General features: G+C 60.4%; 3 protein-coding genes. 1 reads left to right on the top strand and 2 read right to left on the bottom strand.

Translation table 11 applies throughout. From position 1 onward, the window contains the following. Positions 1-83: 83 nt before the first annotated feature. On the bottom strand, positions 84-1,691 hold the full coding sequence (locus Q1K49_RS14350) for a LuxR C-terminal-related transcriptional regulator (RefSeq protein WP_300526654.1): 1,608 nt from the start codon (positions 1,689-1,691) through the stop codon (positions 84-86). Between the two features lie 196 nt (positions 1,692-1,887). Continuing rightward, entirely contained in the window at positions 1,888-3,156 is a 1,269-nt protein-coding gene (locus tag Q1K49_RS14355) for a cysteine desulfurase-like protein (protein ID WP_300526655.1), read from the bottom strand. Positions 3,157-3,539: 383 nt separating this feature from the next. Between Q1K49_RS14355 and Q1K49_RS14360 the strand changes: the two genes are divergently transcribed. Continuing rightward, on the top strand, positions 3,540-4,324 hold a 785-nt coding region (locus Q1K49_RS14360), incomplete at its 3' end, for an MFS transporter (protein ID WP_300526656.1).

A 4,324-nucleotide genomic window follows, 5' to 3' on the forward strand; every position in this document is an offset into this window, starting at 1 on the left:
ACCCGGAGCGATATGCTCGTGGAGATTCCGAGAGAACGTTTCGGGGAGGGGGTATGGGGTGAGACAAAGACCTTCCCGAGAAATCAGGAAGAGGCTGTTCTGTCCGCTTCGAAAAGTCCTGGAAGCTCCTTTCGGCTGGAAATCGCCAGTTTGCGATAGATGTTGCGCAGATGGTACTTGAGTGTATTCCGGGAGATGACGAGGCGAGTGCACATCTCCTGATCCTTGAGTCCTTGGAGCAGGAGCAGGACGATACTGCTTTCCTGGCGGGTCAGGCCTAAAGATTCGAGGCGAAGGCGAAGGGAGAACTCCTGCAGTTCCGTATCGACCTCGTTGTTCGCACGGTTCTCTTTTTCGGGGTGGGAGGCGTCTTTTTCACCGTGGCGCGCTTCTGTGGAGGGAAAAAGTTCCGTCTGTCCGGAGGATAATGCTTCGGCGGCATGATGTGTCTGGAGGAAGAGCGGCGGCGCGGAGCGGTTTCCCGAAACAGGTGGAAGGGGGGTGTCAGGGGATTGGTCCTTGTCCGGAGGGAGGCCGCCGCCGGAGTTCCGGTTTTTCGCCGGGCCTTCAGGGACGTAGAGTGCGCAGAGAAGCAGAAGGATGGCGGTGAGGAAGGGGGCGAGATAGGCATGCCCCTCGGCGAAGAGTGAGAATGTCGTCTTTGCGACGGCAAGAGGGTTGAGTGTCCCCACCGCGAGGGCTCCGGAGATGAGGAACAGGCCGAAATGGAGGACCGAGTCTTTGTGGGGGCCTGCGGAGCGGCCCCACCGGATAAGGAGAAGCCATGCGTAGAGATCGAAAATGGCAAGCCCGCCCTCCAGCAGGTAGGCGGAGATTCCCGAGAGTCTGGGCAGGGGGAGCAGAAGAAAGCTCGCTCCCACGAGAAAGAGAGAGAAGCGATAGAAAGGGCTGGGAAGTTCCCGGGATGTCACGGAAAGAAGTCCGAGGGCGACGAGCGGCGCCACGCCCCGGGCCACGAGATAGTTGTCGTACGCATGGCGGGAGAGCGTGGAGGTGAGCAGGGAGAACATGCCGCTTCCAAGACCGTAGAGGATATAGGCGGTTGTGAGAAACAGGGCGAATCTCCAGGGGCGGAGCGTCTCCGTATCGACCTTCTCCGAAAACGTGTCGCTCGCTTCTCCTGGCGGTGGCGCGGTGAAGAGGAGCAATGCGGAGACGACGGGCCCCGCGAAGGGCAGCAGGGTGGCCGCACCGTTCCACGCGGAGGCGTAGAGTACGGAGAGGACGGCGAAAAAGGCGGCGAGACCGTAGGCGAGAGCCGCCTCCTGCCTGGGAAGAGTGCAGAAGGCGGCTGCCCATCCTCCTACGAGGAAAGCCGTTCCCGCTCCGGAGAGGCCGGAGGCGAGAAGAATCGCTCCTTCGCCGAAGAGGGAGCCCAGCGAGGCGGCAAGCGGAAACGCAAGGGCGAGAATGCCGCCGGACAACTGAAGAAACCGTCTTCCCGGAAGAAAGCCCGGAGACCGGGCTGCGACGGCGACGGCGAGAAAGGAGAAAATGTGCGCTGCAAGAAATACGAAGGCGGGAAGGGCGTTGCCTTCGGGAAAGATGTCGTTTCGAACGAGACCGGACAGGGCGTCTCTTCCCCGCATGAGCGTGTCGAGCCATCCCAGGAGGAGGCCGAAGCCGATCGCGATACGGACGATGGTGCGTTCTTCGCGAGAAACGGGCATTTTTCGACCTCCGTGTCGTCCTGCCGTACCCCCGAAGTCGTTACGTTTCGGTGGCCCTTCCCGGCTGTATGGATCTCGTCTCTTTTTCTGAAAAGCGAACTGCTGAATCATTATGCATGAAAAGCCTTCGATGACGACAGTATCGAAGGTCCCTGTCGCACGTCACAGCAGTCCTTGTTTTTCTGATTCCTTCGGCTCACTTCTTTCGCTTCTTCGCGGTTTCCGCCAGCTCCCTGACGGCATCGAGAGCGCGTTGTACCTCGTCTCTCGTGTTATAGAGGGAGAGGCCGAGCCGCACGAGTCCGCCCTGCTCGAGAAGACCGAGGATTTCGACGGGACGGATGGCATAGAAGTCTCCGTCCCAGGCACAGATGGCTCTTTCGTTCAGGAAGCTGCAGATTTCAGGCGGTCTGTGTCCTTCGAGCGTGAAGGAGACGGTGGGGGCCCTGTCGGGGACGGTGAAGGACGGACCGTGGACGGTCACGCCGGGAATATTCCGGAGTCCTTCGTAGAGTTCCTTTGCAAGGACGTGTTCGGCCTCGCCGATGCGGTTCATCGCACTTGTGATCTTTTCCCGGAGGTCCGCCCCGTCTCCGAAGGAGGCGATGTACTCCACGGCGGCCTTGACACCCGCAATGGCGGCGTGATTCAGCGTTCCCGTCTCGATGCGGAAGGGTGCCCGCTGATCCTGGGTGCGGAGACGGTCGGGGTTCAGGCGCTCCAGAAGGCCTTCCCGGGCATAGAGGATCCCCACGTGGGGGCCGTAGAACTTGTAGGCGGAGCAGAGGAGGAAGTCCAGCCCGAGCGCGCGCACGTCCAGAGGAAAGTGCGGTGCTCCGTGTACGGCATCCACCAGGAGGAGGGAACCCGCCCGATAGGTGAGTTCTCTGGCGAGGGCGATGTCGTTCACCGTCCCGAGAGCGTTTGAGGAGAACCCCAGAGCCGTCAGGCGAGTGCGTTCGTTCGTTTTACTCCGGAAATCGTCGTAGTCCAGCGTTCCGTCTTTCCGGAGGGCGATCTCCCGAACCAGAACGCCCTTTGAGCGGAGGCGGAGCCAGGGGCCCCGGTTGGCCTCGTGGTCGAGCTGAGTGATGAGCACTTCGTCTCCAGGTTGGAGGGTGGATTCCAGGGCATGGCTCAGGGAGAAATTCAAGGTGGTCATGTTCGCCCCGAAAGAGATGGTGTGCGGCCCTTCCGCACCGAGAAACGTCGCCATGGCTTTACGGGCCTCTTCGATGACGCAGTCCGATTCCTGTGTCGTGACGAAGAATCCGTGGGAATTGGCATTGCAGTTCGAATAATAGTGCACCATGGCTTCGATGACGTACCGGGGGATCTGTGTTCCTCCCGGCCCGTCCAGATAGGCCAGCGGCAGGCCGTTGTGCGTTCTGGAGAGTGAGGGGAAATCCTTGCGCCGCTCGGAAAAGAGTGTTTCGGATGTCGTGGTGCGTGTCGTCTTTTTCACTGCGAAGACCTCCTTCGTGGCGGTATGTGGTTTCCTGTTGTTGCGCAGGATGGAGATGTCGTTCCGAAATCGTTTCGCTCGCGAAAACCAGCATACTCCAGATCTTTCCTCCGGGGAACGTTCGTTTGTGTGAGTTTTGGCTGTTTGCTTCTCCCCGTCGATCTGGGAGAATAGGGGCACGGATTTTCGATAGGGGGGTTGGGTATGCATCGCAGCGCCTCATCCCCCGGGCGAAAACGTTCCCCGGAGGAAGAGGAAACTCTCCCTGTCCTCTCCGGAGATGTCTCAGCCGAAAAATACCCGGGTCGGGAGTGCGGACGTTTGCGGAGAGGCGAACTCTGTGGCGGCAGGTCTTTCCGATCCTGAGAAATGGAGGTCGCTCGATGACATTGTGTGACGAAGAAACCCCTGGGAGAAACGTCGTTGAAGGAGGGGCCGTCTCGAAACGGGTCGTGCTTGTTGTCTCCGCGATCACGGCGTTCCTCTCGCCCTTCATGATTTCCGCGGTGAACATCGCTCTCCCGGCGATTCAGGAGGAATTCTCCGCCGGTGCGATCCTTCTGAGCTGGGTTGCAGCGGCGAACCTTCTCGCCACGGCGATTTTTCTCGTTCCTGCGGGCAAAGTCGGAGATATGTACGGAAGAAAACGTGTCCTCGCCCTGGGGCTCGGCCTGTTCACCCTTGCCACGATCGGGGCGGGAGCAGCTCCTTCCATGGCGCTCTTTCTCGCCTTGCGGGCGCTTCAGGGTGTGGGGGGAGCGTTCATGCTCACCTCCGGCATGGCCATCCTCTCCTCGGTCTTTCCTCCGGGAGAGCGAGGAGAGGCTTTGGGGATCAACGTTGCGGCGGTCTACACGGGGGCCTCCGCAGGACCCTTTCTCGGCGGGTGGCTCGTGCATCAGCTGGGATGGCGGGGAATCTTCTTGTCCAATGCGGCGGTGGGCGTTTTTGCCCTCCTTCTCGTTTTCCGGTTCATACGGGCCGAGTGGGTGGAGACGCAAAACCGGAGGATCGACGTTCGAGGAGGCTTCATCTACGGATGCGCTCTGGTGTGCCTCATGCTGGGAACATCCCGTCTTCCGTCCTGGAACGGGACCCTTCTCACCCTGACGGGGGCCGTTTTTCTCGTACTTTTCGTCCGGCGTATGCGTGCCGCCGAAGATCCCCT

This window comes from Aminiphilus sp. (genome assembly GCF_029975095.1).
Lineage (GTDB): Bacteria > Synergistota > Synergistia > Synergistales > Aminiphilaceae > Aminiphilus.